Annotated in this window: 22 protein-coding genes and 1 other RNA gene; 15 read left to right on the top strand and 8 right to left on the bottom strand. The window is 35.3% G+C overall.

The window, feature by feature from the left end:
- Positions 1–71 precede the first annotated feature (71 nt).
- From H4J70_RS17585 to H4J70_RS17615, 7 genes are all read left to right on the top strand, one after another.
- On the top strand, positions 72–1,682 hold the full coding sequence (locus H4J70_RS17585; protein ID WP_182251572.1) for a DEAD/DEAH box helicase: 1,611 nt from the start codon (positions 72–74) through the stop codon (positions 1,680–1,682).
- A 4-nt stretch (positions 1,683–1,686) separates the two neighbouring features.
- Positions 1,687–3,498, top strand: a complete 1,812-nt coding sequence (locus tag H4J70_RS17590; protein WP_182251573.1) for an ATP-binding protein — start codon at positions 1,687–1,689, stop codon at positions 3,496–3,498.
- A 95-nt stretch (positions 3,499–3,593) separates the two neighbouring features.
- On the top strand, positions 3,594–4,505 hold the full coding sequence (locus H4J70_RS17595) for a phospholipase D-like domain-containing protein (RefSeq protein ID WP_182251574.1): 912 nt from the start codon (positions 3,594–3,596) through the stop codon (positions 4,503–4,505).
- Between the two features lie 163 nt (positions 4,506–4,668).
- Positions 4,669–6,906, top strand: coding sequence for a DEAD/DEAH box helicase family protein (locus H4J70_RS17600; protein ID WP_182251575.1), 2,238 nt, complete (start codon positions 4,669–4,671; stop codon positions 6,904–6,906).
- Positions 6,903–7,145: a hypothetical protein gene (locus H4J70_RS17605; protein ID WP_182251576.1), complete on the top strand. Its 243-nt coding sequence runs from the start codon at positions 6,903–6,905 to the stop codon at positions 7,143–7,145. Before H4J70_RS17600 ends, H4J70_RS17605 begins: the two co-directional genes overlap by 4 nt.
- A gap of 3 nt (positions 7,146–7,148) precedes the next feature.
- Positions 7,149–9,266: an AAA family ATPase gene (locus tag H4J70_RS17610; protein ID WP_182251577.1), complete on the top strand. Its 2,118-nt coding sequence runs from the start codon at positions 7,149–7,151 to the stop codon at positions 9,264–9,266.
- Positions 9,266–9,745, top strand: a complete 480-nt coding sequence (locus H4J70_RS17615) for a hypothetical protein (protein WP_182251578.1) — start codon at positions 9,266–9,268, stop codon at positions 9,743–9,745. The genes H4J70_RS17610 and H4J70_RS17615 overlap by 1 nt, the downstream gene beginning before the upstream one ends.
- Before the next feature lie 88 nt (positions 9,746–9,833).
- On the opposite strand, the gene H4J70_RS17620 is transcribed toward H4J70_RS17615, so the two are convergent.
- The 4 genes from H4J70_RS17620 to smpB form a co-directional block, all read right to left on the bottom strand.
- Positions 9,834–11,849, bottom strand: a complete 2,016-nt coding sequence (locus H4J70_RS17620) for a DNA phosphorothioation-associated putative methyltransferase (protein WP_182251579.1) — start codon at positions 11,847–11,849, stop codon at positions 9,834–9,836.
- The gene (locus H4J70_RS17625; protein ID WP_182251580.1) at positions 11,846–12,544 is read right to left on the bottom strand and encodes a hypothetical protein; all 699 of its coding nucleotides are present in this window, start codon (positions 12,542–12,544) and stop codon (positions 11,846–11,848) included. The genes H4J70_RS17620 and H4J70_RS17625 overlap by 4 nt, the downstream gene beginning before the upstream one ends.
- Positions 12,545–13,361: 817 nt before the next feature.
- Positions 13,362–13,711, bottom strand: a transfer-messenger RNA (tmRNA) gene (gene ssrA, locus H4J70_RS17630).
- A 94-nt stretch (positions 13,712–13,805) separates the two neighbouring features.
- Positions 13,806–14,288 (bottom strand): SsrA-binding protein SmpB, encoded by a 483-nt coding sequence (smpB, locus tag H4J70_RS17635; protein WP_070377008.1) that lies wholly within the window; start codon positions 14,286–14,288, stop codon positions 13,806–13,808.
- Positions 14,289–14,438: 150 nt separating this feature from the next.
- Between smpB and H4J70_RS17640 the strand changes: the two genes are divergently transcribed.
- Positions 14,439–14,879 (top strand): SRPBCC family protein, encoded by a 441-nt coding sequence (locus H4J70_RS17640; RefSeq protein WP_182251581.1) that lies wholly within the window; start codon positions 14,439–14,441, stop codon positions 14,877–14,879.
- On the top strand, positions 14,872–15,252 hold the full coding sequence (locus H4J70_RS17645; RefSeq protein WP_182222292.1) for an RnfH family protein: 381 nt from the start codon (positions 14,872–14,874) through the stop codon (positions 15,250–15,252). Before H4J70_RS17640 ends, H4J70_RS17645 begins: the two co-directional genes overlap by 8 nt.
- Positions 15,253–15,320: 68 nt before the next feature.
- On the opposite strand, the gene H4J70_RS17650 is transcribed toward H4J70_RS17645, so the two are convergent.
- The 3 genes from H4J70_RS17650 to nadK form a co-directional block, all read right to left on the bottom strand.
- Positions 15,321–15,668, bottom strand: coding sequence for an outer membrane protein assembly factor BamE (locus H4J70_RS17650; protein ID WP_070374311.1), 348 nt, complete (start codon positions 15,666–15,668; stop codon positions 15,321–15,323).
- 134 nt (positions 15,669–15,802) lie between these two features.
- Positions 15,803–17,491, bottom strand: coding sequence for a DNA repair protein RecN (recN, locus tag H4J70_RS17655; RefSeq protein ID WP_182251582.1), 1,689 nt, complete (start codon positions 17,489–17,491; stop codon positions 15,803–15,805).
- 109 nt (positions 17,492–17,600) lie between these two features.
- Positions 17,601–18,482, bottom strand: a complete 882-nt coding sequence (gene nadK, locus H4J70_RS17660; RefSeq protein WP_182251583.1) for an NAD(+) kinase — start codon at positions 18,480–18,482, stop codon at positions 17,601–17,603.
- A 455-nt stretch (positions 18,483–18,937) separates the two neighbouring features.
- Between nadK and grpE the strand changes: the two genes are divergently transcribed.
- The 3 genes from grpE to dnaJ all read left to right on the top strand — a co-directional run bounded on the left by grpE (position 18,938) and on the right by dnaJ (position 23,079).
- Positions 18,938–19,591 (top strand): nucleotide exchange factor GrpE, encoded by a 654-nt coding sequence (grpE, locus tag H4J70_RS17665; RefSeq protein ID WP_182175999.1) that lies wholly within the window; start codon positions 18,938–18,940, stop codon positions 19,589–19,591.
- Positions 19,592–19,872: 281 nt separating this feature from the next.
- Positions 19,873–21,786, top strand: a complete 1,914-nt coding sequence (dnaK, locus tag H4J70_RS17670) for a molecular chaperone DnaK (protein ID WP_070374307.1) — start codon at positions 19,873–19,875, stop codon at positions 21,784–21,786.
- A 156-nt stretch (positions 21,787–21,942) separates the two neighbouring features.
- On the top strand, positions 21,943–23,079 hold the full coding sequence (gene dnaJ, locus H4J70_RS17675; RefSeq protein ID WP_070374306.1) for a molecular chaperone DnaJ: 1,137 nt from the start codon (positions 21,943–21,945) through the stop codon (positions 23,077–23,079).
- A 95-nt stretch (positions 23,080–23,174) separates the two neighbouring features.
- On the opposite strand, the gene H4J70_RS17680 is transcribed toward dnaJ, so the two are convergent.
- On the bottom strand, positions 23,175–24,023 hold the full coding sequence (locus tag H4J70_RS17680; protein WP_182251584.1) for a choice-of-anchor H family protein: 849 nt from the start codon (positions 24,021–24,023) through the stop codon (positions 23,175–23,177).
- A gap of 300 nt (positions 24,024–24,323) precedes the next feature.
- On the opposite strand from H4J70_RS17680, the gene H4J70_RS17685 reads away from it, so the two are divergent.
- Genes H4J70_RS17685 through H4J70_RS17695 form a run of 3 tightly spaced genes read left to right on the top strand, consistent with a single transcriptional unit; the run spans position 24,324 to position 26,655 of the window.
- Positions 24,324–24,611 carry a PepSY domain-containing protein gene (locus H4J70_RS17685; protein ID WP_182214025.1) on the top strand — a complete coding sequence of 96 codons (288 nt, stop codon included), beginning with the start codon at positions 24,324–24,326 and terminating at the stop codon, positions 24,609–24,611.
- A gap of 5 nt (positions 24,612–24,616) precedes the next feature.
- Entirely contained in the window at positions 24,617–25,291 is a 675-nt protein-coding gene (locus H4J70_RS17690; protein ID WP_182251585.1) for a response regulator transcription factor, read from the top strand.
- Positions 25,292–25,317: 26 nt separating this feature from the next.
- Entirely contained in the window at positions 25,318–26,655 is a 1,338-nt protein-coding gene (locus H4J70_RS17695) for an ATP-binding protein (protein WP_182251586.1), read from the top strand.
- The last annotated feature ends 15 nt before the right edge of the window (positions 26,656–26,670 follow it).

Below are 26,670 nucleotides of genomic sequence, written 5' to 3' on the forward strand. Positions count from 1 at the left end.
TAAATTATATGTTTAGATAGATTATTAATTTAATTTGTGACTAACTTACTTACTTAAAGGAATTAGGTATTGTGCTTTTAGAATTACTCTCTCGCTGCTCTAACTCATGGATACAGACGCAACTTACTAGCTCCTCTATTGATATTTCTGAATCCTATTTAAAACGAAAACTAAAAAAAATAGAACTCATTCAAACTGTTTCAAATAAATACTCTATTGAATTTGTATCCAATAATAAGTTACGTAATCAGCTCATAAACCAAATGAAAGAAGAAGAAGCAAAAAAATTAGTCAGTAGTATCGTTGATATAACTATTGATAGCTCGGATTTGTGGACGTTTTTAAAGACGTATTTATTAACAGAACAAAGTGCATTAATAAAATTTTCGGCTTACCTTGGCTTAGAAAAGGATTATAAAAGTTCGATTGACGCTTTTAATAAAACAAAAGATGTTGTCTTATCTTCTCCGAAATACCCCCTCTATCCATACCAACGAAAAATTGTTCGAAGCGTGATTGAGTCTATTGAAAAAACAGAACAAGATAGGCTACTAATTCACTTACCTACGGGGGCAGGAAAAACTAGAACAGCGATGAGTGTTGCATGTAATCATTTGAGTAACAATGAGAACGGTTTGGTTGTGTGGTTAGCAGACTCCGCAGAGCTTTGTGGGCAAGCGTATAAAGAGTTTAATAAGGCTTGGTCTTCATTAGGAAATAGAGATACTAGCATATATTTGTATTATTCAGATTCCGAAAAAACACTTACAGGTGTAAAAGAAGGCATTATTGTTGCTGGATTACAGCGATTGAATTCTCGCAAAGACGGCAAAGAAGAAAAAGAATTCAAACAGTTGTTAGAACACGCATCTTTAGTTATTTTCGATGAAGCTCATAAAGCTATAGCGAATACATATAAAGATACCGTCAACAGAATTATGAGTAACGGTAATAAGACGTTTTTAATTGGCCTGACTGCTACACCTGGACGTTCATTTAATGATGAAGATGAAGATAAAAAATTATCAGACTTTTTTAATGAACAAAAAGTTACAATGCAAATACCTGGTTACAACTCACCTGTACAATATTTGATAGATGAAAAATATCTTGCGGAACCAACATATTTACCGATTGACTATGATGGCAGCGAAGACCTAGAGTTTTCTGATTACGAAATAAAAAATGAATTATCAGTACTCCTTGATAATCTATCAACACATACATCAAGAAATTCAGCGATCATTAAACAAGCTATAACTGAGCATGAAAATGGAAGTTCTATAATCATTTTTGCCTGTAATGTTAAACACGCAATAGCAATTTCTGAAACATTAAATTGTTTAGGTTACCGCGCAGCAGTTCTAACTTCTGAACACGACACGAATGAATCTCGGCGTTATAAAATAGAAGCATTTAAAAAGAGAGAAATTAATATCATGATTAACTTCGGTATTCTAACCACCGGGTTTGATGCACCTTGCACAAATGTTGCAATCATAGCTAGGCCTACTCTTTCTTTAGTCCTTTATTCTCAAATGGCCGGTAGAGCTATGCGTGGAATAAAAAGCGGCGGAAATGAAAAGTGTAAAATCTATACAGTGCTAGACAATATCCCAGAGTTTACTAGTTTAGATAAAGCTTTTGGTCATTGGAACTCCAATTGGAACGAAATAAGGTAAAATCATGACTCAACATAGTATCATTCCTGCATCTCTCGCGATTACTTCAATGAGAGATAGTGGTTATAAAACAGCGGCTCACGCAATTGCAGAGTTGATTGATAATAGTATTCAAGCAACGGCAGACACTGTTCAGTTAATTTGTATCGATAAATCAAGTACATCAGGGCAACGTCGTATAAAATATGTAGACCAAATTGCAATTTTTGATAATGGCAAAGGTATGTCTCCTGAAACTTTGCAGCAAGCTTTACAATTTGGAGGTGGTAGCAACCGAGATGACCCGAGCGGTATTGGTAAATTCGGAATGGGATTACCTAGTGCAACCATTTCTCAATGTAGGCGTTTAGAGGTTTACAGTTGGCAATCTGGTAAATGTTTTTATACCTATTTAGATTTAGACGAAATAGAAACAGGGAAGTTAAAAACGGTCCCTGGGGCTGTAGCAAAAAATATACCGGCGATGTGGTCAGAAGCTATAGGCGAAGACTATGATTCAGATAAAGGCACTATCATTATTTGGAGTGATCTTGATAGGGTTAGTTGGAAGACTAGCAAGTCCCTTTATATTCATTCCGAAAAATTAATCGGAAGGATGTATCGACACTTTATTAATCGAAAACAGGTAGTTGTTAGGTTTAAATCTTTTGTTAATGACGTTGTTCTGAAGCAAGATACAAATAAATTATTTCAAGTTAATGATCCTCTTTTTCTTTACAAAAAGACAATATTGCCCGAACTTCCAGGTGATTATAAAAATGAATCTTTTTTTGAGCAGGTTGGTGAACCTCATACAATAACAATTAATTTAAAGGATGGGACTACAGGTGAAGTAATACTTAAGTATTCAAGAGTTGTTAAAACTATCCATCAGGCAATTGCTCGAAACTCATCAAGCTCAATGGGGGCAACTCCATATGGAAAATTAGCAGAAGAAAATAACGGAATATCTATAGTAAGGTCAGGTAGAGAGCTTAAAATTACTAAAGAAATATACACATCTCTAGATACTAGGGATCGTTGGTTTGGAATTGAGATATCATTTACTCCAGAGCTAGATGAGTTATTTGGAGTTACCTTTGATAAGCAAGATGTTGTTAATTTTGAGCGAATAAATTTAGATCTTGAAGCTGAAAATGAAGGCTACGATACTAATGATAAAACTCAGATCCAAGAGTTTAAAGATAAGTTTGAGAAAGAAAAATCAAACAGATATTGGATTCATCACATAATTGTACAAATAGATAAAAACATTACAGAGCTAAAAAAGCATACTTCTACATTAGCTAAGGATGATAGTCCCCAAAAATCTGGTGAAGAAAATAAAGAAAAAGGTTTGTCTCACGCTGAAAAAATAGCAAAAAAAGTTGCTGATGAGCGAAAAAACAATCAAAAACAAACGGATTCCGAGCGAGAGTTTAACAACCCGAATATTCCCCCTGAAGAAAAGGAAGGTAAATTAGCGATAGCTTTAGAAGGAGACGGTATAGATAAGGAAGAAGCAGAAAGCATTGCTAAAATCCTGATAAAAAATGACTGTAATGTGAAATTTATAGAACAGTCCCTCAAAGGGAATGCCTTTTTTGATATTGCACGCGAAGCTGGATCTATTATTGTTCAATTAAATAATAATCATGAATTTTATAAAGTGTTTGAACAACTAGATGATGATAAAAAAGAGTTAATAAAGTTAGTTCTGATAGCTTGGGCTCAATGCGAAGATGATAGTAACGCCAGTACACGTTCTGAAATGGAAGATATCAGAAGTCAATGGGGAAAAATGATGAAAAATTATCTATATGAACTGAATAACTAGTTTATTTTAATATAGTTCATATAAAATCTTTCATAATTTTTTATATGAACACTTAGGGATAACTTTAGTAATTTTAATTGAAAAGTACTTTATATATGAATTCATTGATGACAAGTGAGGAGCTAGTAACCTCTTTAGAAGATTGTATACCTCATTGCCGAGATCTAAATGTTATTTCAGCTTTTGTTTCTATGCCAGCAGTCTCGTGGTTAAAAAGCATTTTAAATAATGCAACTGTGTGTGTTGTAGGTAGATTTTCGCCTAAAGACTTCATTGTAGGAGCTAGTAATATTGAAGCCGTTAGGCAATGCATACTATCCGGCTATACAGTTAAGTGCTTACCTAATTTACATGCGAAAATTTATCAAATAGACAAAGACCTGATATTTACAGGTTCAGCTAATATGACAGGTAAAGGTCTTGCGCTTGTTAATGAAGGAAACCTTGAAGCGTGTACGAAAGTAGCCTCATCAGAAAGTTCTAAAGAGTTTATTCGCAAAATTATAAATGCTTCCATTGACGTAACTTTAGAAATTCTCAATAAAATGGAACAAATGATAGATAATTACGAAAATGTAGATTTACAAAATATACCTAACATTTGGCCGGAAAGTATTATGCCTAAAATTAAAGAGCTTTTTGTATCGGATTTTCCGCTAGTTAAGCCAGGTGCAATATGCGAAGAATATTTAATAAATTCAGCTCTAGAATTTGCTGTAATTGAGGCTAATAAAACTGATTTTGATAGCGCTCAATTATTATTTAAAAGCTCCAAAGTATATTGCTGGCTAAAAAACATACTAATTGATCACAATGAGAGGAGAGACCCTAGTTTTGGTCAAATATCAAGTTGGTTGCACGATGCGTTGTGCGATGACCCTGCTCCTTACCGAAGAAACATAAAAGATATTCAAGCTAATTTATATGAATATCTGACACTATATGCATCTAATGAAATTGAAGTTTACGTTCCAGGTAGAAGAAGCCAAGTGCTAAAACTTTTATAAAACTATTGGTTGAAAAAAAGCTGGTTTTAGTTTGTAATCTTATGCCTTATATTTTGTTCTTTAATCATGAACAATAAAGTTAGTGTTTTATTAAAGTACAATTGCTTATATTAGTGACAAATTTTAATTTGTCACTTTAAAAGGATTATGACAAAGGAATGCAATGGCCGATATGACTTTTGAAGATATAAAATTTCCTGATAATTTTGAATATAGCTCAGACTCGGATGACTTACCGTTAGAGTTTTACCTTCAAGCTTTCCCTAGATCAAAAACAGTATATTTAAAGCTCGGTTACTTCAGTTCATCTGCTATAAGGGTACTTGCATATGGCTTCGCCCAATTTATTTATAATGGCGGAACCATAAAAATAGTCACTAATCATTTTCTATATGGTTCCGATAAGCAACTTCTGGATTTTAGTGACACTCTTGAAGAAAATATAGATGAGTTATTTCTTTCAAATTTAAGTTGGTTGAAAGAGTCTCTTACTAGTGAATCATTTCAATTTATTAATTGTCTTAAGTACTTAATACGAAAACAGAGAGTAGAAATTATTCCTGTAATGTTATTGCCAGATAAAATGGCACATTACAAACAGGGAATATTTATAGATAAAGATGATAACACCATATTTATGGATGGCAGTTGTAATTTTACCGCAAATGGTATTCTTGAAAATGGAGAAAATATCTCTGTATTTCTTTCATGGGGCTGCACATTCCAACAAAATAAAGTTTCTTACAAACGACCTGATATTATAGGGTTATGTGATCGGACGAATGAAAAATATAAATACTTGGATAGTGATAAAATTCTCAATGCTGTTTCGAACATAGGAAAAGAGAAATCAATTCAAGAATTACTATCGAATGAATTAGATATTATAAAACGAGTTAATGTCACGACTAACGCTGAAATTATCGAAAAATATAAGTTAGAGTTAGAGGAGTTAATAATTATAGTAAAGAATGCTCCTAGATTTCCATTCAACTCAAAGCCTAGAGAGTATCAACAAATTGCTTATGAAAATTGGAAAGCAAATAATTGCCAAGGCATATTTGCTATGGCAACAGGCACAGGAAAAACAATCACATCATTAAATTGTCTACTTAATGAATATAAACAAACAGGGGTTTACCAAGCAGTTATTTTGGTTCCAGGAAAGACTCTTTTAAAACAATGGATTGAAGAGGCTTCTGGTTTCAATTTCAAAAAAATAATTCCGGTATCTTCCGAGTTTCGTCATTGGAAAAAACAATTAAATGAACTGACTACAGACTTACTTTTTAATAAATCTAAGTCGTTTATTCTCATAACAACCTATTCATCTTTCCCAAATGATAGCTTTCAAAAATACTTTAAAAAATTACCAAACGCTACTTTACTCATTGCAGATGAAGCCCACAACTTAGGACGTCCTCAAGTCAAAGCAATCATAAAAAAGTTACACCTAGAAAAAAGAATAGCACTATCTGCAACTATAACTCGTCAATTTGATGATGAAGGGAACAGTCTTATAGAGGAAGTTTTTAACTCCCTTCCTCCATACACCTATAATTTTTCGATGAAAAGAGCTATTGATGAAGGTGTACTTTGCCAATATGACTACTATCCCCATTTTGTATATTTAAATGAGTGGGAACTAGACAAATATGTTGAAATTAGTAGAAAACTGCTAAAGTTTTTTGATTTTGATAATGGAGTTTTTAAATCATCTAATGTTGTTCAAATGTTGCTTATAGAGAGAAAGAGAATTATTCATAAAGCAGCGTCTAAGCTTCAAGTCTTTGAAAAAATTTTAAATCAACAAAATAATAAATATTCTTCTGTTTCTAACTCCTTTGTATACGTTCCTGAAGGTGATGATGAGGATGGAGATGAATATGAAAATAAGTATAAAAATGAAACCAACCTTTTAGATAAATTTTTGCATAAATTCGAAACTATTTTTCCTAATGATAGAGCTTATGCCTATACAAGCGAAACTGATAACAGGGAACAAGTTTTAACATGGTTTGAAAGTGGTTTTGTAAAAACGTTATTTTCCATGAAATGCTTAGATGAAGGGGTTGATGTACCAAGAGCCGAACTTGCTATCTTTTGCTCTAGTACAGGAAATCCAAGACAGTTCATACAAAGGCGTGGACGGGTACTTAGAACACATCCTGATAAAACTAGAGCTGTAATTCACGACATGATTGTGATTCCAAGTATTACACCTAATGAAGATACTATAAAGATTGAAAGAAAATTAATGAAAGATGAACTGACAAGAGTTGTATATTTTGCATCTTTAGCTAGGAATTATTATTCAACAATGACAAGGTTTGAAGAAGTGGCTACTATGTATGATATTGATTTGTATGGTATTCAAGAAGAGATAGAGGAAAAGCAATGAGTTATGATCGTAATGAAATGTTAAGTATGTTTTTAGCTAATAATAAATTAAAACAAGCTTCATCTTTAGACGAAGAAACACTTCTAAAAGTGAATTTTAGAGATAGCACAGATGATCTAGTAGTAGAATCTTTAAAGTCGCTCATTATGTCATTTTGTAAAAAAGAGACTCAACCAATGACATTACGTCAAATTAATTTGCGTATTGATTCACTTTCAAATTATAGAAAAGGATCGTAATCAATGATAATCAAGCAAATATCAATGAAAAATTTTCAATGTTACGTCGGAGAACATGACGTTAACTGCTTAAAGTTTTCCGAGGGTCTTAACCTTATAATAGGTAATAATGGTGGAGGTAAATCCAAACTATTTGATGCATTCTATTGGGTTCTTTATGACCAAATTTTTGATTCTTCGACTCGTAGATTTAGCAGTACAAAGCTATATGGAGAGCAATTAATATCAGACAAAACTAGAAGATCTTGTGAAATAGGTGAAACAGCTACTACTGAAGTTATGTTAACAGCTATTGGGGCTAACCAAAAAGAGTACAGATTAACAAGACTTTTTCATGCTACAAAGTTAAAAGATGATGGGAGTGAGTGGGCCTGTGAAAGCAGTTCGTTGTTTATTGAAGATAAGAAAACTACAAGGTGGGCTCCATGTAGTGAGTCTGAGGAATCTGTATTGAAAAGAGTAATTCCCCCCCACCTTAAAAAGTATATGTGGTTTCAAGGTGAGCAGGTCGATAGTCTTATGGATTTGACGGATAAGTCAGCTTTAACTCATATAATTAATGTACTTTCAGATATTAGTAAATACGATGAGATTGTAAACCTTACCGAAAAGGGAAGTACTAAAGCTTCGACCGAGTTGAGGAAAAACCAGAATAAATTGAGCAAAAATGTGGGTAAATCGGAAGAATTAACTACTAAATATGAAAATAAACTTATGGTTATTAAAAAAACTGAAAGTGACATTTCCGTTTTAGATGAAAACTTGGAAATAGCCAATATAAAAGTTGATGAGTTGATAAGTCAAATTGGTGATGCTACTAAGAAAGCCGAGTTAAAAGCACGAAAGAAAACGCTTGAAGATAAATGTGAAAATTTAGAAACAAAATACACTCAAAGGTATTCTTCTCTCAATTCTAAAATATTCACAGATTATTGGTTATTGAAAAACTCGAGAAAACATATTTCGAAATATGCTGAAAAATATAGTTGTTATAACGGTAAACACCAAGCTTTGATCAATGAAAATGCAGTCACAACTATTAAGTTACCTATAAATGTACCTGGGCCTATTCACATAAACAAAATGTTAGATGATTGCAGGTGTCATGTGTGTGATAGGGAAGCCCCACAAGGTAGTGAGGCTTGGGAGTATATAAAGGGGCTAGTAGAAAGAAATAACGAACCAGAAAAAAAATTATTTAAACAAGATTTTTCGCAATATTTCCAAAGGTTGTATGAATCTAGTCTTAGGTTAGATATTCCGATCAAACAAACAAAAGAAAAAATAGCAGGAGAATTTTCAAAGTTAGATTATATTAGAAATGAAATAAATGAATCAAAGTCAGAAATTGAATCGATAACAAATAATTTTGAAAATTTAATGGCAGATGATCACTCAGAAACTATTGTAAGTGAGTTCAGACAACATGAAAAAAATAAAGGGATTTTCACTTCGAGGCTTGCTGAAGCAAATTCTAAACTTAGTAATCTGAAACAAGACTTACTTTCTATTAATCAAGAACTAGAAAATTTAGTGACCGGTGAAGTTGAACTAGCTGTTATTAATGCAGACAAAGTATTCTCCACATTAGTAAAAGTAGCAAAATCTACTAGGCAAGATGTCTACTTATTGTTAGTGAAAGATTTGGAAAAAAATGCCAATAGCATTTTTAAAAATATGGCTAGTAGAAACAATGCTATTACAGGGAAGATTCAATTAAAAATGCTTCCAAATGATACTTGTATACCTGAAATAGTGGATAACGATGGTTACATTATGTCAGGAAATAATGATGGCAATATTATCCTTATTAAACTATCCCTTATCATCGCTATTTTAACTTCAAAAGCGAAATGGAGTGAGAACTTCTCTCTGATTTCAGATGCACCAACTGCAAAAATGGCTAAAGGCTATTCCGAAGGGTTTTATGAAGCATTAAGTCAAAATTTTAAGCAATCAATTGTTATGACATATGATTTTATTGATCTAAACGAACGAGAATCATTTAAACAAAATAGTGCATTCAAAATTGGGTCAATACATACAATTAAGTCTCACTTTCCTAAGGGAAATCCAGAAGATCGTTCAGACTTGCAAGTGTTGATTAAGGAGGTAAGTTGATGAATTATCTAAAAGAAAAGTTTGGTAAATTTAAACCTAGGTATTTATCTACTTTTGATGAATTAATTAAAACATATGCTCAATTTGGGGGGGGAAGTGTTGAAAATAAATTCTCTAAAGCAAAAGCTTTTTCTAGTGTTTATGAGTTTTATATGTTCGCTTTTTTTCTGGGTCTAAATAAAGATAAAAAATTAGAGATTACGGATTCAGATTTAGCAAAAGGTTTTTGGGAAGTCGAAAATTGGAAGCCTGTAGACTTAGTGGAACAGCTATTTGTATGTGCTATTGCTGAATCTGATTTTGACATGGTAGCTATAGAGCATATGGATGAATCTCAATTAAAGTCTGAAATTAGTAAAGTGTTAAGACTAATAGAGGATTACGCAAACGGTGGACTTCTCTTGATCAAAAAAGAAATGGACGATGATGAAGAAACAGCTGTGGACGACTTGTTTTTTATTAAATTATTAGCTGAATAGCAGGTTAAATAGTGTTTTTTGTAATTTAAGGCAGTTGATAAGCGCTACTATTGGAATAAAGTGTTTTAGAAAATTTAAATGATAAGGGTCATATTATTTTATAACCTAATATTTTTTTATTTGGTAATAAAAGAGTAATTTGAAGTTTGTTAATGTTATTTGTTGAGATGTTTTTTAACTCTTTATTAAGCTTTTTATTAAACGCCTTTTGTTTTTTGAAATCATTAAAACTTTCATCAATATATTCAATTTTATCTAGTAATACTGGGCGCTTATCTTCGCGAATATAATCAAAAAAATCAACATCTTGTTCTGCCATTTTTATTTTTACACGTTCTTTTAGTTGAGGTAGTGGGGAGTCCTCAAAGCCCTCATAGCCTAATAAGGTTACTTTACCTGATGTGATATGTATCTTAATTAGTTGAATGTCATCTAGCTCACCATACAGCTGTAATGCTGAATAAACGTAAACTCTAAGTAGAGGTGATAAATCATCAATAAAGTTTTTATGGATCGTAAGGGAGTGTGGCTGTTCGTTTTCTAGCGATAACTTAGATGCAGGTAGTATCTCTTTAGCTTTTAAGCACTCTGTTGTGATTTGTTCAATATTGGCAATATCAAACAATAGCTCCTTCGCTTGGTGCAAAGCTATTTTATGTGTATCGAAGAAAGCCTTAATGTCCCTTTTAAGGTCATCAGGCAGATGTGTGTAAGGCTTTCTTCCTTCAAACATACCTAAAGCAAAGTAGATTAGTAAATCTTCTTTGCGCATGGTTGCTGCAAGCTTTAACTCATCTTGACCAAACCAATCTGTTACTAATTTAAGTGCCTTTTTATTGGAACCAATGACTTCTTTAATTTCTTCGCTTTTGCCGAACTCTTCATTAGCTGGAACACGCCCATAAGCTAGACAACTGAGCCAAAAAGATTCTAGGAGTTCTTGGTGCTTTGTGAAGAGTATTCTGGCTTGATCTTCACTAACAGGCTTAGGCTCTGTTAGTTGTTGCCACTGGTAACTGCGTTTATGTCTATTTTGAAGAAAGTGTTGCTCTAGTGCCTTGTCTTTAAATACATAAAATATACCGGGAGATATGGCTATAGGCTCATCATCAAGCGTTCTTTCAATATAGGACTTTAATTCAGCTTGTGAGAAATACTTTTGGAAAGTGTTTCTTGAAGTAATAACACCGTCTTTGTATGGTTTAAATTGAGCTAAGTAGCTCTCATTAGCTAGCATTGCAGAAATTACTAACAATTTACCAGTTGCTTCCCATGCACCTAATACGGCACTAATTCTTTCGTCTTGATCTTCAATAACGTTAATCACAAAGCCAATATTAACTACATCTGAGTTAACTATTTCTGAGTCAGGGCGAAAGTTAGGATCCCAACCAAGCGCATCTAGACCATGAGTTTCTAACTCTCTAAGGTCATCCCCCCTGCCGCATCCATAGTCAAATATTGAATATTCACCTGACAAGAAGCCATTTTTTGCCAAGGTTTTCATGGGGGCTGATAATTCATACCTAACTATGGCTGTTTTATGCCTATCTATTTCTTTATCGTTATCAACATTGCTATTTACCGCTGAACTTCTAAATAAACGACCATCGACTAATTCATATCCATGCTTTTCTATTAATCTCTCCCATGAACTTTTAAAACCAATCATACGGCTATTTTCATAGAGTCCAGCTGCTTCACCTTCTTGGGTGAGCATACAAAAATGATCATGAAATTCATGGTCTTTAGTAATCATTGTTTCTTTTCGGTGAAGTATGGGTGGGTTCTCTTGTTTTGAATAACTTGTAACGCGATGAGATAGTTTCTTTAAATCAACATTCACACTCTGCTCTAAGGCCGGGTATGAATCTTCAAAAAATGAAGGGTAATTTAATAGAGATAATCGAAAATCGTTTCTAAAGACTTTTATTAAATTCCAATTAGCATCATCAATTTTCAATGCTTTAGCGACAATTTTAATGAATTTAGATAATGCATCAGGAACATCTGAAAATGTATCTTTATGAAAATAAATTGAGTCAGGTAGTTTCTTACCCACATCAAGTGAGTTGACTAATTCTTTAAATTGCTCTTCATTCATTGTATTAATTCTTCCGCTAATATTTTAGCTTTATTTCCGTAAGCTTTTCTTCCAGGAATACGTCTACCCTTGTCGCTCACATTCATTATTTGTAAGTGCCTTTCTGATTCATTCCCAACGCTTACATGAAGTGGTCTATCATTTCCGTAATAGTAAATTTTATCAAAATCTAAATTATTCACTATAAATAACATAACTTGATCCATTTGCTTTTCATAACCATTAATAATGAAATCACAGGCTAAGCCATGTCTTTTACATATATGATTACTAAAATTATTTAGCTCTGAAGCCGCATGCTGATCAATGGAAGGATATGTACCAGATGGACTGTTTTTTTGAATATATCTGTTTAATTCTGGTGAAACAAAACCGTATGTGATTCTAACATCACCAAACTTTTTACTTACTGGTAGTAAAACTGTTTCGACAAGATCTAAAGTGGAATTGATTGACTCTACTTCTTTGGGGGAGTTATCAATGGATATATGGTGTTTTTCTTGATACCAATTTAATAAGTTATTCGCTATAGGGTGCTTTAGTAATAATCGTTTATCATGGAGTTGGTATATAAATGCATTTCCTTTTTTTTCAAATTTCAACTCTCCTGAAACTCGCATGTGCATCAGTTCGCAATCTGAAACATCTAAAAGCTGTTTGAATTCTTTAGAAGAAAATAATAAATTTTTTGACATAAATAACTGTTATCGAGAGTTGAGTAATAACTATATTACATCAAAAATAAATTGTATCGGTAATTGTTAGAAGTATAAATTATTCTGTTTTATATAATCCAAAAGAATGTATGAACATGGAAGTTATGGGAAATACTTAGAATTGATATCAAAAAAGTGCTAACTGGTTACCATGTATTGATTTTTTATGACGGTGCGGCCTAGCATAAATTAAATGTAACGGATAAGTTTGATTGTTTTTTGATCATTGCATTGCCACTATACTCTCTAAAATTCAATCCAACAGAACAAGTTTGGCAATGGCTGAGACAAAATGAATTAGCGAATAGATGTTTTAACGGCTACGACGATATTGTTGATGAATGTTTTAGCCGATCGTGGAATGTTTTTATATATGATGTGTCTAGAGTTATAAAACTATGCTCTATGTATTGGATGAAAGTAGGAACTGAATTAATGAACATTTTAAAACGAGAGCAAAATATTTTATTGAAGTAAATATGTTCAATGATACTGATTTACTTGTTTGATAATATTATTAAGCTTGATATTTAAAACTAAAGAATAGAGTCGAATACTACACTCATAATAAAATGATTTTAAGATGAATTAAGAGAGTTTTAAGTGTTCTAGGAGTGTTCTAATGATAAAAAACAGTATAGAAATAACTACAGAAAACTAACTAAAATCTTTCTACAAGCCACGTATTTATTGGCGAGTGTCCTAAAAGTGTTCTTTTTAATCTATTTGCAGTCGTTTTACGGTCTGTAAGTAGTCGTAACACTATGATTTAGTTAGTCTTCTGTCGTTCTATATGTGGTGGAGCGGGGGGGAATCGAACCCCCGTCCAAAAAGCCTACATCCTTGGTACTACATGCTTAGTCGATTATTTGTTTAACCAATTAGACGCCAATCGACAGGCTTCGTCATGGTGAGCTTAATACTATTTCGCGGTTCAGCCTTAAGCGTGCTTCCCTCGCTATCCTATTTGGGGTGACCATCGATCCTCTAAACAATAGGAGAATTTTTGAGGCGATGGCTAGCCTAAGCGGCTAGTGCGAACGTATCGTCGTTTGCAATTATAGTTTTGCGGCTTTTTACCAGGCAAACCGCCCCTGGGCATGCACCTCGGGTTTCATGAATCTTGTCGAATCCTAGATCCGCCCCAAAGTTTTTACATCTTAATTATAAACTTATTCAGTCTATAAAGCGCATTGTACAGCGCTTCTTTTAAATAAACAACGTGTTAATTGTTAACTTGTTATCGATCTAAATTCTTATTTTTCATTAATCGGCCTTTATCAACAGCCCATTCTCTGTCTTTGATATCAGAACGCTTATCATGGTCTTTCTTACCTTTACCCAAATAAAATTCGAGTTTGACCCAATTTGCTTTCCAATACATCGCCGTGGCAATTAATGAATAACCATCACGCTCTACAGCTGCGGTTATTTTCTCTAATTCACGTCGATTCAACAGTAACTTGCGGTCACGATTAGGTTCGCATACTACGTGACTAGAAGCAGCATTGAGCGGCATTATTTCAGCACCCAGTAAATAAGCTTCACCGTTTTTTACGTGTACATAACAATCAGAAATATTAACTTTTCCGCTACGGATACTTTTAATTTCCCAACCCTGCAGGCTCATCCCACCTTCAAACTTATCAGTTAAAGAATAGTTATGACGAGCTTTTTTGTTTAACGCAATAGTATTGCTGTTTGATTTTTTTTTCTGTGCCATTATATTTCCATTTTGTTTGCCATCAAAAATAGCAATCGCAAACATTATACGGAGAATTATTGATATTTGAATGATTAATTTCAATTTTTCTGTTTAATGCCTTTTGCTCACGGCTTTGTTATCATTACCCTTTAAAGTTGAGGAAAATAAATGCCAGTAATTAGTCGCAGCGCTTTAGTGATGTATAGCGTTGACCAAATGTATCAATTAATTAATGATATTGTTGCTTATCCTCAATTTATCCCAAATTGTGGTGACAGTAAGATAATTTCTCAGCAAGGTAATGAAGTTACTGCTGCTTTGATGGTTTCGAAGGGGGTTCTAAAAAAATGGTTTACCACCAAGAATACCTTGATTGGTAATAATAAAGTGCAACTCGATTTAGTTGACGGTCCTTTTAAAAAGTTGACGGGTTACTGGCAACTAACTGAATTATCTAAAGAAGCTTGTAAGATTAGTTTGCATTTAGAGTATGAGTTTTCGAGTAAAGTATTCGATTTGGCATTTGGCCGTGTTTTTACAAGTTTGACCAATAATATGGTACAAGCTTTTACACAAAGAGCTAAAGAGGTTTATCATTCTAATGGTTGATAACATAGAGATAGAGCAAGAACTTGCTCAACGTAAAATACAAATAGAAGTTGTTTATGGACTACCCGATAGACAAGAGCTATTAACGCTTTTAGTCGATGAAGGCACCTTGTTAGAGCAAGGTATTATTGCTTCAGGCATTTTATCTGTTTTTGAAGAAATAGACTTAACCGTAAATAATGTCGGTATTTGGAATCGAGCCGCTAAGTTAACGGATACTTTGCGAGATTTAGATCGTATTGAAATATATCGACCTTTAATTGCTGACCCAAAAGAGGTTAGAAAACGCCGAGCTGAAAAAGCAAAAGATGAAGGGCGTGCCGATAAAGTTACCGGTGGTCGTGTTGACCCGCGTCGAAATAAAGCAAGCTAAAAATTCGCAAAATTTAAAGTAAAAAAAACGGCTATTAAGGCCGTTTTTTTATGGGACTAAAATATTTATTAGTTAACCATAGGAACGTAAAAGTTGTCACCTAAGACAAAGTCACCTTCTGCGCTGGCTAATAATTCATTATCAAAATAGAGGATAAATTTCTTCTTAACGTTAAACTCTTCACTTCGACCTGATTTTAATAAGTAAACATAGTGCAATGTATCATTGCCAAATGCATCGTTAACAACAGGGCTACCAAGTACAAATTTTACTTGTTCTTTAGTCATGCCAATTTGAAGCTTGTCGATATCTTTTTGTTCTAAAAAGTTTCCCTGAGGAATGTCAAAACGATAGACCCAGCTTGAGCAGGCAGAAAGAGATAGGGCAATAGTAATGGCTAAAATGCGAAATAACATGTTTTTTCATTTATCCTAATAAGTTCGAATGGGGATGATAACTAAGCCCGCGAAGAGATACAAAACTATTTTCAATTTATTTTGCACCTTTGTGCCTCAACTCAGGTTATTTACTTAACGCTAAAATTAATTTATTAACCGGCAAGTAACTCTTGAGCATTAGCCAAGCTGTTATCTGTTATTTTATTTCCCGCTAATAAGCGAGCAATTTCTTGGACTCTGCCATTAGCACTTAGTTCCGTTACTTTTGTTTCTGTAAACTCGCCATCGGTTAATTTACTGACAAATAACTGTTGATGCCCTTTGCAAGCAACCTGTGGTAAATGTGTTACACAGATAACTTGGGTGTTTTGTGCTAATTCTTGTAGCTTGCTACCGACCATTGCCGCTGTTGGGCCACTAATACCTACATCAACTTCATCAAATATTAAAGTCGGTGTGATCACCTTGTCAGCCAAAATAACCTGCATGGCTAAACTAATACGTGATAATTCGCCACCAGAAGCAACTTTGTTCATCGCTTCTAATTTTTGCCCTGGGTTAAGGCTAATAAGAAAGTTTATTTCATCAAGGCCAAACGGCGATAAAGCTTCAACATTAACTTGCTGTACTGATACGTCAAATATGCCGTTGTTCATATTGAGCTCTTTCATGCTCAGCGTGATTTTTTTACTGAGTTTTTTAGCCGATTTTACTCTTGATGTTGATAATGCCTGAGCAGATTGTAGGTAATGTACTTTAGCTTTTTCAATGTCTACGTATGCTTTATCTAGTCTTGAACCGTCTGAATTTATGATATGTAAGGCTTGTTTTATCTCTAAGTGTAACGTTGGCAAATGCTCGGGTGCCACTTGATGTTTTTTAGCAAGTTGAATAGCGAGCGAGTAGCGGTCTTCAATCATTTGATAAGCTTCTGGATCGAGTTCAAGCTTATCGTAGTAGTGCTTTAGTTCATCATTAGCATCTTCTACAAGAATAAGTGCTTCGCTCAAGGTGTTAGCAATATTTGCTAACTTAGGATCCATATGAACTAAATCATTCAATTGTTCGCAGTTGTTTCTTAGGCTGTCTGAAATATTGTGATTTTCGTTTTCAGACAAAGTTTGCAATGCTTTCAAAGTTCCGGTCAATAATGACTGACCGTTACTATGACGCTTGTAATCACTTTCTAGAATTTGAAATTCACCCGTTTGTAGTGAAAATTCGTCTAGCTCGGTCACTTGGTATTGTAATAACTGCAGTTTTGCTTCGCGTTGTTCTTTACTTTCTTGTAACTGTTTTAGTTCTGTATTGAGATTTCGCCATTGCTGATAGTAATATTGAACGTCGTCTAATAAGTGCTGATGATCGGCATACTCATCAAGTATTTTTCGCTGTTGTGCCGGCTTAACAATGAGTTGGTGATCGTGTTGGCCATGAATACTTATTAAAAATTGTGCAATATCTTTAAGTTGGGCAAGCGGAACTTGGCTACCGTTAATGTAAGCCTTTGAGCGTCCTTCAGCTGATATTACTCGGCGTAAAATACATTCACAATCTAACTCAGCATCGTGTTCGTCTGTTAGGGATAGGCCATTTTTTTTAAGCCATTTTTGTGCGGAAATGTTTTTGTTGATATCAAAGGTTGCGGCTAACTCTGCTTTTTTAGTATTGGGTCTTACAACATTAGTGAGCGCTCTATCGCCTAAACATAAACCTAAGGCATCAATAGCTATCGATTTACCCGCACCTGTTTCTCCGGTGATGGTTGTCATACCTTTGCGCCAATCTATATCTAGGGTGCGCACAATGGCGAAGTTTTGAATATTAAGATGTAAAAGCATGAGAAACCAATTCACTGTATAAATATGTGTAACTGTTAATTTATACAGTAAAGTGGTTTTGTGCAAGTGTTAATCGAATAAAAATTCAACAGATTGAATTTGTTAAAAATTAATAAAGCTTATTGCCCCAACTTAATTTACTTCGCAGTACATTAAAGTAGTCATGGTCTAGTGGATGAACTAATCGCAGCGTATATTCACTTTTTCTGATAATAACTTCATCACCTGGTAATACCGCTAAAATAACATGGCCATCACAACTTACTTGTAAGCTTTCATAGTTCTCATTGGCGAGTAATAATTTTATTTCACTATTGCCGTCGACGACTATGGGTCTACTGGTTAGGGTGTGCGGAAACATTGGCACTAAAGATAAGGCATTTAAATTGGGTGTTAAAATTGGACCACCTGCCGACATTGAATAGGCGGTTGAGCCAGTAGGTGTTGACACGATTAAGCCATCAGAGCGTTGGCTGAACATAAAGCTACCATCAATGTAAACTTCAAATTCAATCATGCTGGCTACTTTTCCTGCGTGTAGCACTGCTTCATTGACTGCACTGTTAGAGCTTTTCAATTTTCCGTGGCGATAAACTTCTGCTTCAATAATAAAACGTTGCTCAGCGCGCGACTCGCCACGTAAAATTTTCTCAAGTGGTTCAATTAATTCATCGGGCGATAAATCGGTAAGAAAGCCTAAGTTCCCTCTGTTTACACCAATAACACCGATATCAAAACATGATAAAACCCTCGCGGCACCTAACATATAACCATCACCGCCCACGACTATAGCCAGGTCAGCTTGTTCACCAATTTCTACTAGGGTACTAATCGTTAGATTATCGATATCGATTGATGGGGCAACTGAACTTTCAATTAATACCTGATAACCTTGTCCGGTAAGGAATTGATAGAGCGCTGTTATTGTTGCGCTGGCTCCTTCGTGATTTGGTTTGCCTATTAAACCTATGGTGTTATAAATTTTGCTCATGTCTACGCAGTAAGTTGTTTGTATCTTAGGATTAATAATAGTTTCGCTGTATTTTCATGGCTTGTAAAGTTGACTTTTTTATAAATCATTTACTGACTACCATTTTGATTAAATTTTTCGCTTTCATCGAGATTTAAAAGATTTAGGGTTAAGGCATTAATTGAAGAGAATGCTTATTTATTCGAAACAAACAATGTAGGCTGTAAGCCTTTTAAAGTGGAGGTTTAAGCGTTTTTAAACGATTGGATAACTGCAGATAATTGCTTTTAAATAGAATGACTATATATAAAAAAATGATATTTGTTCTCAAAACGCTGACCAGCGCTCAGTAACAACAAACTTAATTAAATTGTATTTAAGCTTGAATCGTAGCAAGAAGTCCCCATAATTACCGTTATCAGATTTATATAACCTTTATATTGTTAAATATATTATTAGTTTATTTTGGAGCTTTCATGACTAATGAGTCAACAGAAAACAAAAATACAGCTGAAGCATCAACAGAAGCTTTAACGCCCGAAGAAATTATGGCGCAAGAAATTATCGACCAAGCTGAAGAGCAAGTCGAAGTTCAACATATTCATGCCCATGAAGTGATTAGTGCCGAGCAAGAAAAGATTAACGAACTTGAGTTAAGCCTTTCTTCAGCGCAAACCACTATCGCAGATCAAAAAGATTCTGTGGTTCGTGCTAAAGCAGAAGTTGATAATATTCGCCGCCGTAGCGCACAAGACGTCGATAAAGCACGTAAATTTGCTTTAGAAAAATTTGCTGCTGAAATGTTAGTTTCAGTAGACAATTTAGAACGTGCTTTGCAGAATATAGATAAAGAAGATGAAAACAATACCGGCATTATTGAAGGTCTTGAATTAACCCTACAAGGTTTAATTGCTTCGTTAGAAAAATTTGGCGTTAAAGGTGTTGATCCACAAGACCAACCTTTTAATCCTGAATTGCATCAAGCGATGTCTATGCAAGAAGTTCCGGGCGTTGCGCCAAATACCGTTATTGCTGTGATGCAAAAAGGTTATGAACTCAATGGCCGTTTAATTCGTCCAGCGATGGTAATGGTTTCTAAATCTGCTCCGGTAGTTGATACCACAGCATAAAAAATATCATTAAAAAAAGCGGTAAGAAGTTTCTATAAAACTTCTTACCGCTTTTTTGTTTTTAGCAGGCAAATAAGTTTTATTAGGGTGTTTTATCGCTATCGGTGAGAAACAACAAAAAAATCTTCACAAATAGCTAAATAATGAAATAAATTTACTTTTTTTCTTGGAAATTAGTTGAAAAGGATTTTACTGCCCCCACTATTTGTTTCATCAACAGGTTTATTAAAAAATCTTATTTTAATAAGCTTTATTTTAATTAGTATTCGGAGATCCTCAAGATGGGCAAAATAATCGGTATTGACCTAGGGACAACAAACTCTTGTGTTGCTGTACTAGATGGCGGCAAAGCACGTGTAATTGAAAATGCAGAAGGCGATCGTACAACTCCTTCAATTATTGCATACACAGAAGATGGCGAAACGTTAGTAGGTCAACCTGCTAAACGCCAATCTGTTACAAACCCAAAAAATACATTATACGCGATTAAGCGTTTAATTGGTCGTCGCTTTGAAGACGAAGAAGTTCAGCGTGATATTAAAATTATGCCTTTTGGTATTGTTAAAGCTGACAACGGTGATGCTTGGGTTACAACACGTGATAAGAACGTTGCACCACCACAAGTTTCAGCTGAAGTTTTAAAGAAAATGAAAAAAACTGCTGAAGACTTTTTAGGCGAAGCAGTAACAGAAGCTGTAATCACAGTTCCTGCTTACTTCAATGATTCACAACGCCAAGCAACTAAAGATGCGGGTCGTATTGCTGGTCTTGAAGTTAAACGTATTATCAATGAGCCAACTGCTGCTGCTCTTGCTTACGGCATGGACAAGCAAGAAGGCGATAAAGTTATTGCTGTTTACGACTTAGGTGGTGGTACTTTCGATATTTCAATTATTGAAATTGATGAAGTTGAAGGCGAGCACACGTTTGAAGTATTAGCGACTAACGGTGATACTCACTTAGGTGGTGAAGATTTTGATAACCGTTTAATCAACTATCTTGTTGCTGAATTTAAGAAAGACCAAGGTATGGATTTAACGACTGATCCTCTTGCAATGCAGCGTTTGAAAGAAGCAGCAGAAAAAGCTAAATGTGAACTTTCTTCAGCACAACAAACAGATGTTAACTTACCTTACATCACAGCTGACGGCAGCGGCCCTAAGCACATGAACATTAAAGTAACGCGTGCTAAATTAGAGTCTTTAGTTGAAGACATGGTTAAAGCAACGTTAATACCATTAGCACAAGCGCTTAAAGACGCAGACTTATCAGTAAGTGATATCAATGATGTTATCTTAGTTGGTGGTCAGTCACGTATGCCAATGGTACAAAAAGCAGTAACAGAATTTTTCGGTAAAGAACCTCGTAAAGATGTTAACCCTGATGAAGCCGTTGCCGCTGGTGCAGCAATACAAGCAGGTGTTCTTTCTGGTGATGTAACTGACGTACTTTTATTAGACGTTACGCCATTATCATTAGGTATCGAAACAATGGGCGGCGTGATGACGAAAGTTATCGATAAAAACACCACTATCCCAACTAAACAGTCACAAACCTTTTCTACAGCTGACGATAATCAAGCTGCGGTAACGGTTCATGTTGTTCAAGGTGAGCGTAAGCAAGCGTCTGCAAACAAATCTTTAGGTCAATTTAACCTTGAAGGTATCGATGCAGCACCACGTGGAACACCACAGATTGAAGTAACTTTCGATATTGATGCTGATGGTATTTTACACGTAACAGCTAAAGATAAGAACACAGGTAAAGAACAGAAGATTACCATTAAAGCTTCTTCTGGTTTATCTGATGAAGAAGTAGAACAAATGGTACGTGACGCAGAAGCTAACGCTGATGAAGATGCTAAGTTTGAAGAATTAGTTAAAGCACGTAACCAAGCTGACGGTCTAGTTCATACCACTCGCAAGCAAATTGTAGAAGCGGGCGATGACTTACCAAGCGAAGACAAAGAAAAAATTGAAACAGCATTAACTGAACTTGAAACTGAGATCAAAGGCGATGATAAAGAAGCGATTGAAGCTAAATCTCAAGCCGTTATCGAAGCATCAGCTAAGTTAATGGAAATTGCTCAAGCGAAAGCCGGTGCTCAAGAAGGCGCTCCTGAATCAGACGGCGCTGCGCCAGCTGATGACGATGTTGTTGACGCTGAATTTGAAGAAGTTAAAGAAGACAAATAGTCTTCAATAACGGAAAATATATAAGCGCTGGTTTAAACACCAGCGCTTCTTACGTTAAAAATCGTTATAAAATGCCATTGAAAATAGCTAACTATTTATAATGTCATTTTACTTAATTAATATCTAAAATTTCAACACCAGTTAAAAGAAGTCACTATGTCAAAACGCGATTATTATGAAGTGCTAGAAGTATCAAAAGATGCGTCTGAGCGTGATATCAAAAAAGCCTACAAACGTTTAGCGATGAAGCTTCATCCTGATCGTAATGCCGGTGATAAAGACAAAGAAGAGCTATTTAAAGAAGTTAAAGAAGCTTATGAAATTCTAAATGACGACCAAAAGCGTGCTGCGTTTGACCAATATGGTCATGCTGCATTTGAACAAGGTGGTCATGGCGGTGGCGGTGGTCATGGTGGCGGAGGCTTCGGTCAAGATTTTGGTGATATTTTTGGTGATATTTTTGGTGGTGGCCGCGGTGGCGGACGTCAGCAACGTCAACAACGAGGTTCAGATCTTCGCTACAACCTAGAGTTAAGTCTTGAAGATGCTGTTCGGGGTAAAACCTTAGAAATTAAAGTACCAACTTTTGTTAGTTGTGAGCCTTGTGATGGTTCTGGCGCTAAAAAAGGTACCAGTGCAAAATCTTGTACAACTTGTCATGGTCATGGCCAGGTACAAATGCGTCAAGGTTTGTTTGCTGTTCAACAGACTTGTCCAACATGTAGTGGTAAAGGTAAAGTTATTGCTAGCCCTTGTACCTCATGTCGCGGTCAAGGCCGAGTTGAAAAAACCAAAACACTTTCAGTGAAAATACCGCCAGGTGTAGATACAGGTGACAGAATTCGCTTGTCAGGCGAAGGTGAAGCTGGTGAACATGGTGCACCTGCAGGTGATTTATATGTACAAGCAAATGTACGTGATCATAAAATATTTGTCCGTGATGAAAACAACCTTTATTGTGAAGTGCCTATTAGCTTTACCACAGCAGCATTGGGTGGCGAAATAGAAGTACCAACACTTGAAGGTAAAGTGAAGCTGAAAATACCTAAAGAAACGCAAACGGGTAAAATGTTCCGTTTACGTGGTAAAGGTGTTAAATCAGTACGCAGCCACTCAATAGGCGACTTGATGTGTAAAGTTGTTCTAGAAACACCGGTTAACTTGTCTGGCGATCAAGCAGATTTACTGCGTCAGTTAGACGAAAAAATGGGTAAAAGCACCATAAAGCATAGCCCTAAAGAGACCGGTTTCTTTGATGGCGTTAAAAAGTTTTTTGATGACCTGAAAAGCTAAAGTACTGCCATTCGATGAGCTAAAAGTTTGTTGAAATATAGACATTAAAAAAGCCACAAACTTGTTTGTGGCTTTTTTGTTTTTCTGGCTAATGATTAATGGCGCTTTACTCGCATAAGTAGACCACTGAGTAATACCAATAATAAGCCAAACAGACTGCCGCCATGAGTTTGTCTGATCTCGACGACTTCTATTACTTCTATGACTTCAGTATAAACCTGGTCATACTCAGCACTCTCTAACGGCAGTGCGTATAACGCGTTACTGTCATCCGCACTGTAACTCGCAGCGATCCCCTGATAACCAACTTGATATAAGTCGATTAACACATCGTAGTGATCACTTTCATAGCCCGACATAAATGTAGAAATTACTTCGTATTCATCGGCATCAGTATCACCTTCTATAAGAAAATTATCTGTGGTGAAATAGTGCTGCCAAGGGCCACCATTTTTACTGAGATAGAGTAAAGCATACACTTCGGCGAGGTGATTTTCGCTATAGCTATATACGTCTGCATCAAAAGTCACACTGAAAGTTTGATAATAGCCATCTCTGTCATAATCTTCTTGCAGAAAACTCGCCGCACTATAAATAGTGAACTGCTGATCATAGTGGTTACTCACTTTTTGTGTGGCTTCACCACTTTTTGCTTGTGCAGTGCTCTTTGCTTGATTATTAAGTGTAGAGCCTCTTATGTGAGTATTCGCTTTGCCGCTGACTTGATCGGATAGCTCGGCTAGCTTATTCGTTGCAATTATTTTTTTTCGCTGTGACTCAGTGATACTGTGTTTAAGTGCTCCTTGAGAAACACTAGCGGGTAAAACCTTTAATTCGCTGGCAGTGACATAAGTTAAAGGTAATATGCTAAAGGTTATCAATAACATTATTTTTTTAAGTGAATTCGCACGAACTGACTTCGCTGCTTTATTATTTATTAACATAATATATCCTACCTGCTTTGTTTAGTGGTGCTATTAAAGCGCAGTAAAGATGAATGTAAGCTGAACACTTTATCAGTACTGTCGAAAAAACTCGGTACTTTAGTGCCGAGTAGTTCACTGGTAAGCTATGATATATCTGTTGATTTATCAGCGGGAACTCTAGTTATCCCTCGTTATAAAATCGATATAGCGGCTTTAAAGGAATGTTCAGCTGATATTCAGTTGCTAAGGTTTATAATTTTAAATAAGCTATGGCTATGTATAGTTAGACTCACTTTTAACTTTGTCTTTGGAATAACCATGAAATTTGCTTTACCGTTAGTTTTTCTTTTTATCGCTACACTTTCTATTGATGCAATGGCTCAAGGAACGGGTGTATCAGCAAGTAATATGCAAAAAAATAATCAGCAACAGTTGAAAGTGAAAAGTAGTAAAGATGCCGCAAAATTAGCTAAAAGTCGTTTTGGTGGAAAAGTGTTAAAAGTTGAGAATAAAAAGTCGGGTTATCGGGTAAAATTAATTAAAACTGATGGTCATATCATTTCTATTTATGTTGATGCTAAGACAGGGAAAATTAATGGAGGGTGATCACTATGCGGTTGTTATTTATTGAAGACGATATTGCTTTACAGCAAAACCTATATGCCCATTTAACTGCCGCTCATTATCTAGTCGATGTGGCCAGTGATGGCGAAACAGGCTTATTTCAAGGGCAAGAATATCCATACGACGCTGCTATTATAGATGTTGGTTTACCTATAATAGACGGTATCAGTGTGATTAGATGTCTGCGTGAAAAAAATATCGGCTTTCCCATTTTGGTGTTAACTGCAAGAGATAGTTGGCAGGATAAAGTGGCTGGCTTAGATGCTGGAGCCGATGATTATTTAACCAAACCTTTTCAAGCTGAAGAATTACTCGCCCGCTTAAATGCACTGATCAGACGTTCTGCAGGGCAAGCAAGTCCGTTAATAAAGAATGGCCCGTTAAGTCTTAATACCAAAAGCTTGCAGGTTGAAGTTGATAATAAAGCAATAAAGTTAAGTAGTTCAGAATATAAGTTACTTGAGTATATGATGCTTCACCTTGACGAAGTGACTTCAAAAGCAACACTGACTGAACATATTTATGACCAAGACTTCGATCTCGATTCAAATGTTATTGAAGTATTTATCAGGCGCTTAAGAAAAAAACTCGACCCAGATAATAGCTATGGTTTTATCGAAACCTTGCGCGGCCATGGCTATAAATTAAAGCGGTTAGATTAATGAGGTCACGTGGATATACCAAGTAAATGAACTCCTTAAAAGTTCGATTATTATTAAGTACGTTAGCGATGACGGTAGTGATGCTGCCTATTATTGGCTTAACCTTATCGAATGCCTTTGAACGGCAATTAAATGTAGCGTTGAAAAACGAGTTAAAAGCCTATAGTTATTCTATTTTTACTGTGGCAGAAGTTGAAAATAATCTCTTGTTAATGCCGGAGCTCTTGCTAGAAAACCAATTCAATATTAACCAATCAGGCTTGTATGCCTTAATTACCAAACGGTCAAAAGAAACGCAAATAGGCGCGATAAAAAACAAAATACTTTGGCAATCACAATCTCTGCTGACCTTGTCTCTAACTGCGGTATTGCCATCGCCTGATGTTGGGCAAACACTGATTTCAAAAATAAGCCTAGCGGACAGTCCTCATCTACTTTATAGCTTTAGTGCGAGTTTTTCTGATAACGGCCAAGACTTTGAAATAACACTGCATCTGATAAAAGACCAACAAGCCTTATTAAGCGCTCTCAATGACTTTGAAAAAACATTATGGGCATGGCTGCTGGCATTAATGGTTGTCTTTGTTTTTGTACAAATTGCCTGGTTATTATGGACCTTAAAACCACTAACCGTATTATCTCAAGAGCTTGAGCATATAGAAAAAGGCCAAAAGAAAGCCCTAGACGCCAACTATCCTCTTGAGTTACAACCGGTGACTCAGCAATTAAACGCCTTATTGGCACTGGAAGAGAACCAACGAAAACGCTATCGTAACGCCTTGTCAGATTTAGCGCATAGCCTTAAAAATCCACTGGCAGTAATTCAAAGCCAACAGAATATTTCAGCAAGCGCCAGTGAACAATTAACATTAATTAATAACATTATTGAACATCAACTTAAAAGAGCTCAAAGTGCCGGGCAGTCTTCATGGCACTTAGGTGTAAAAATTAAGCCCGTTGTTGACAAGCTAATCAGCACGTTAGCGAAAATATATCATGATAAGAATTTATCATTTGCCGTCAATGTTGATGCAAGTGCTATATTTAAGGGTGATGAAGCCGATTTAATGGAAATTTTAGGAAACCTTCTCGATAACGCCTGTAAAGCGGCTAAGCATAAAATTGCCATTAGCGTGATTAGTTCTGCAAAAATATTAACGATTGAAATTGCCGATGATGGCGCGGGTATTGAAGCGTCTCAACGCGATATTATTTTATCGCGTGGTGGCAGAGCAGACACCTATCAAGCGGGTCATGGTATTGGTTTAGCTATTGTTAATGATTTAGTCAGTAGTTATCAAGGCCAATTAACCATCAGTAACTCAACAACACTTAATGGTGCTGTTTTTACACTTATCTTTTAAACCCTTGTAGGCTTT

This window comes from Colwellia sp. BRX8-9 (assembly GCF_014077245.1).
Taxonomy (GTDB): Bacteria; Pseudomonadota; Gammaproteobacteria; order Enterobacterales; family Alteromonadaceae; genus Colwellia_A.